Genomic DNA, 5,581 nt, shown 5'->3' with positions numbered 1-5,581 from the left:
GGTATTGACGCTAGAGAAAAAGCCGCTAAGATGACCGGCTCGCTTCAGCAAAAGCCCACGTGGTGGCGGCTAAAGCGACGTTAGCCACCTCGAATTGAGGTGTTGACGGCAAGAAAAAGTCCGCTATAATGGGCGGCTCACTTCGACGGAAACGTCGGGGCGAAAAGAGAAGGCGCTGAGGCCGACTCGAAGTTCTTTGACAGTGTGCGCAGGTAACTTGTGAGGGCGCCTGCAGGTGGAATCTGTCCATCTTGCAGACGTTCGAATCAAGAGCAACAAATCAATTGCTAAGCAAGCGATACGTAAGCTTGGTTTGAACTCTGCATATCAAAGCTTTTGCCTTCGGGCATGCAGTTTTAAGTGAAGAGTTTGATCCTGGCTCAGAGTGAACGCTGGCGGCAGGCCTAACACATGCAAGTCGAACGGCAGCACAGTGGTAGCAATACCATGGGTGGCGAGTGGCGGACGGGTGAGGAATACATCGGAATCTACCTATTCGTGGGGGATAACGTAGGGAAACTTACGCTAATACCGCATACGACCTTAGGGTGAAAGCGGAGGACCTTCGGGCTTCGCGCGGATAGATGAGCCGATGTCGGATTAGCTAGTTGGCGGGGTAAAGGCCCACCAAGGCGACGATCCGTAGCTGGTCTGAGAGGATGATCAGCCACACTGGAACTGAGACACGGTCCAGACTCCTACGGGAGGCAGCAGTGGGGAATATTGGACAATGGGCGCAAGCCTGATCCAGCCATGCCGCGTGGGTGAAGAAGGCCTTCGGGTTGTAAAGCCCTTTTGTTGGGAAAGAAAAGCAGTCGGTTAATACCCGGTTGTTCTGACGGTACCCAAAGAATAAGCACCGGCTAACTTCGTGCCAGCAGCCGCGGTAATACGAAGGGTGCAAGCGTTACTCGGAATTACTGGGCGTAAAGCGTGCGTAGGTGGTTGTTTAAGTCCGTTGTGAAAGCCCTGGGCTCAACCTGGGAATTGCAGTGGATACTGGGCAACTAGAGTGTGGTAGAGGATGGCGGAATTCCCGGTGTAGCAGTGAAATGCGTAGAGATCGGGAGGAACATCTGTGGCGAAGGCGGCCATCTGGACCAACACTGACACTGAGGCACGAAAGCGTGGGGAGCAAACAGGATTAGATACCCTGGTAGTCCACGCCCTAAACGATGCGAACTGGATGTTGGGTGCAACTTGGCACGCAGTATCGAAGCTAACGCGTTAAGTTCGCCGCCTGGGGAGTACGGTCGCAAGACTGAAACTCAAAGGAATTGACGGGGGCCCGCACAAGCGGTGGAGTATGTGGTTTAATTCGATGCAACGCGAAGAACCTTACCTGGTCTTGACATCCACGGAACTTTCCAGAGATGGATTGGTGCCTTCGGGAACCGTGAGACAGGTGCTGCATGGCTGTCGTCAGCTCGTGTCGTGAGATGTTGGGTTAAGTCCCGCAACGAGCGCAACCCTTGTCCTTAGTTGCCAGCACGTCATGGTGGGAACTCTAAGGAGACCGCCGGTGACAAACCGGAGGAAGGTGGGGATGACGTCAAGTCATCATGGCCCTTACGACCAGGGCTACACACGTACTACAATGGTAAGGACAGAGGGCTGCAAACTCGCGAGAGTGAGCCAATCCCAGAAACCTTATCTCAGTCCGGATTGGAGTCTGCAACTCGACTCCATGAAGTCGGAATCGCTAGTAATCGCAGATCAGCATTGCTGCGGTGAATACGTTCCCGGGCCTTGTACACACCGCCCGTCACACCATGGGAGTTTGTTGCACCAGAAGCAGGTAGCTTAACCTTCGGGAGGGCGCTTGCCACGGTGTGGCCGATGACTGGGGTGAAGTCGTAACAAGGTAGCCGTATCGGAAGGTGCGGCTGGATCACCTCCTTTTGAGCATGACAGTTTCATCTGTCAGGCGTCCTCACAAGTAACCTGCATTCAGAGAGTTTCGCCAAGGGGCGGAACACCCCGAAATACCGGGGCCATAGCTCAGCTGGGAGAGCACCTGCTTTGCAAGCAGGGGGTCGTCGGTTCGATCCCGACTGGCTCCACCACTGAGGACGACATTGGGTCTGTAGCTCAGGTGGTTAGAGCGCACCCCTGATAAGGGTGAGGTCGGTGGTTCGAGTCCTCCCAGACCCACCACTCTGAATGTATCGCACACGAAGAATTTGAATGATTCGGCGCTGAGGCCGGGTCATGTTCTTTAATAATTAGTGATGTAGCGAACGTTTGAGAACAATACTCTCGACGTGTCGTTGTGGCTAAGGCGGGGACTTCGAGTCCCTAAAATTGAGTCGTTATAGTTCGCGTCCAGGCTTTGTACCCCTGGACTGAAGATGACCTTGAGGCAACTTGAGGTTATATGGTCAAGCGAATAAGCGCACACGGTGGATGCCTTGGCGGTCAGAGGCGATGAAGGACGTGGCAGCCTGCGAAAAGTGTCGGGGAGCTGGCAACAAGCTTTGATCCGGCAATGTCCGAATGGGGAAACCCACTGCTTCGGCAGTATCCTGCAGTGAATTCATAGCTGCAGGAAGCGAACCCGGTGAACTGAAATATCTAAGTAACCGGAGGAAAAGAAATCAACCGAGATTCCCTAAGTAGTGACGAGCGAACGGGGACTAGCCCTTAAGCTGGTATGGTTTTAGAAAAACAACCTGGAAAGGTTGGCCATAGAAGGTGATAGCCCTGTATTTAAAAGGGCCATACCAGTGAAGACGAGTAGGGCGGGGCACGTGAAACCCTGTCTGAATATGGGGGGACCATCCTCCAAGGCTAAATACTCCTGACCGACCGATAGTGAACCAGTACCGTGAGGGAAAGGCGAAAAGAACCCCGGAGAGGGGAGTGAAATAGATCCTGAAACCGTGTGCGTACAAGCAGTAGGAGCTCGTAAGAGTGACTGCGTACCTTTTGTATAATGGGTCAGCGACTTACTGTTCGTGGCAAGCTTAACCGTATAGGGGAGGCGAAGGGAAACCGAGTCTGATAAGGGCGCATAGTCGCGGGCAGTAGACCCGAAACCGGGTGATCTAGTCATGCCCAGGGTGAAGGTCAGGTAACACTGACTGGAGGCCCGAACCCACTCCCGTTGCAAAGGTAGGGGATGAGGTGTGATTAGGAGTGAAAAGCTAATCGAACCCGGAGATAGCTGGTTCTCCTCGAAAGCTATTTAGGTAGCGCCTCATATGTATCCTCTCGGGGGTAGAGCACTGTTATGGCTAGGGGGTCATCGCGACTTACCAAACCATTGCAAACTCCGAATACCGAGACGGACTGTATGGGAGACACACGGCGGGTGCTAACGTCCGTCGTGAAAAGGGAAACAACCCAGACCCACAGCTAAGGTCCCAAATTCACTGCTAAGTGGAAAACGATGTGGAAAGGCATAGACAGCCAGGAGGTTGGCTTAGAAGCAGCCACCCTTTAAAGAAAGCGTAATAGCTCACTGGTCGAGTCGGTCTGCGCGGAAGATTTAACGGGGCTAAGCAGTGAACCGAAGCTTGGGGTGCATCGCGATAAGCGATGCGCGGTAGAGGAGCGTTCCGTAAGCCTGCGAAGGTGGATTGAGAAGTCCGCTGGAGGTATCGGAAGTGCGAATGCTGACATGAGTAACGATAATGCGGGTGAAAAACCCGCACGCCGAAAGCCCAAGGTTTCCTTGCGCAACGTTAATCGGCGCAGGGTGAGTCGGCCCCTAAGGCGAGGGCGAAAGCCGTAGTCGATGGGAAGCAGGTTAATATTCCTGCACCTCGCGTAAGTGCGATGGAGGGACGGAGAAGGTTAGGTGTACCGGGCGTTGGTTGTCCCGGGGAAAGGCGGTAGGTTTGGATCCTTGGCAAATCCGGGATCCTTTAAGACCGAGCACCGAGACGAGTCTTTTAGACGAAGTCACTGATACCACGCTTCCAGGAAAAGCTCCTAAGCTTCAGCTTACGCAGACCGTACCGTAAACCGACACAGGTGGGTAGGATGAGAATTCTCAGGCGCTTGAGAGAACTCGGGTGAAGGAACTAGGCAACATGGCACCGTAACTTCGGGAGAAGGTGCACCCTTTTTGGTGGCTCGTGCGAGCTATAGCTGAAGAGGGTCGCAGAAACCAGGCCGCTGCGACTGTTTATCAAAAACACAGCACTCTGCAAACACGAAAGTGGACGTATAGGGTGTGACGCCTGCCCGGTGCTGGAAGGTTAATTGATGGGGTCAGCCGCAAGGCGAAGCTCTTGATCGAAGCCCCAGTAAACGGCGGCCGTAACTATAACGGTCCTAAGGTAGCGAAATTCCTTGTCGGGTAAGTTCCGACCTGCACGAATGGCGTAACGACAGCGGCGCTGTCTCCACCCGAGACTCAGTGAAATTGAAATCGCTGTGAAGATGCAGCGTTCCCGTGGCAAGACGGAAAGACCCCGTGAACCTTTACTATAGCTTTACACTGAACGTTGAGTTCGTCTGTGTAGGATAGGTGGGAGGCTATGAAACCATGGCGCTAGCTGTGGTGGAGCCATCCTTGAAATACCACCCTGTCGTGCTTGACGTTCTAACCTAGGTCCGTAATCCGGATCGGGGACCGTGTATGGTGGGTAGTTTGACTGGGGCGGTCTCCTCCTAAAGAGTAACGGAGGAGCACGAAGGTACGCTCAGCGCGGTCGGACATCGCGCACTGTGTGCAAAGGCATAAGCGTGCTTGACTGCAAGATCGACGGATCAAGCAGGTACGAAAGTAGGTCTTAGTGATCCGGTGGTTCTGTATGGAAGGGCCATCGCTCAACGGATAAAAGGTACTCCGGGGATAACAGGCTGATACCGCCCAAGAGTTCATATCGACGGCGGTGTTTGGCACCTCGATGTCGGCTCATCACATCCTGGGGCTGTAGTCGGTCCCAAGGGTATGGCTGTTCGCCATTTAAAGTGGTACGCGAGCTGGGTTCAGAACGTCGTGAGACAGTTCGGTCCCTATCTGCCATGGGCGTTGGAGATTTGAGAGGGGCTGCTCCTAGTACGAGAGGACCGGAGTGGACGAACCTCTGGTGTTCCGGTTGTCACGCCAGTGGCATTGCCGGGTAGCTATGTTCGGAAGCGATAACCGCTGAAAGCATCTAAGCGGGAAGCGCGCCTCAAGATGAGATCTCCCGGGACACAAGTCCCCTAAAGGAACCATGTAGACTACGTGGTTGATAGGTCAGGTGTGTAAGTGCAGCAATGCATTGAGCTAACTGATACTAATGATCCGTGCGGCTTGACCATATAACCTCAAGGTGCTTCCAAGCATCCCTTAGCACGACACACGTCGAATGCTCACAATCGCTCGCTACATCACACCCCATGAGAGGCTGGCGCCATGCCGTCCTTGGTCCTGATAAAAACAGACCGAGTGATTGCAGCGGCGACACTCCAACCGTCTCCCTGGTGAAATTAGCGCTGTGGAACCACCCGATCCCATCCCGAACTCGGAAGTGAAACGCAGCTGCGCCGATGGTAGTGTGGCTCAAGCCATGCGAGAGTAGGTCATCGCCAGGGGCTTTACCCCAAATCCCCGTCCCAACAGGACGGGGATTTTTTATTGCCC

At 54.0% G+C, this 5,581-nt stretch carries 2 tRNA genes and 3 rRNA genes; all 5 read left to right on the top strand.

Annotated elements, in window-relative coordinates:
- The first annotated feature begins 357 nt into the window (after positions 1-357).
- The 5 genes from XALGPE39_RS00390 to rrf all read left to right on the top strand — a co-directional run bounded on the left by XALGPE39_RS00390 (position 358) and on the right by rrf (position 5,532).
- Positions 358-1,902: ribosomal RNA gene (locus XALGPE39_RS00390) — 16S ribosomal RNA — on the top strand.
- Between the two features lie 88 nt (positions 1,903-1,990).
- Positions 1,991-2,066, top strand: a tRNA-Ala gene (locus tag XALGPE39_RS00385).
- A gap of 14 nt (positions 2,067-2,080) precedes the next feature.
- Positions 2,081-2,157, top strand: a tRNA-Ile gene (locus XALGPE39_RS00380).
- A gap of 222 nt (positions 2,158-2,379) precedes the next feature.
- A 23S ribosomal RNA gene (locus XALGPE39_RS00375) occupies positions 2,380-5,259 on the top strand.
- 158 nt (positions 5,260-5,417) lie between these two features.
- Positions 5,418-5,532, top strand: a 5S ribosomal RNA gene (gene rrf / locus XALGPE39_RS00370).
- The 16S, 23S and 5S rRNA genes sit together here with 2 tRNA genes alongside, the layout of an rRNA operon.
- Positions 5,533-5,581 lie beyond the last annotated feature (49 nt).

The sequence above is a fragment of the Xanthomonas sp. GPE 39 genome (assembly GCF_000963005.1).
GTDB lineage: Bacteria > Pseudomonadota > Gammaproteobacteria > Xanthomonadales > Xanthomonadaceae > Xanthomonas_A.
Note: the sequence above shows the minus strand (reverse complement) of the source record. Positions and strands in the feature narration are given on the sequence as shown.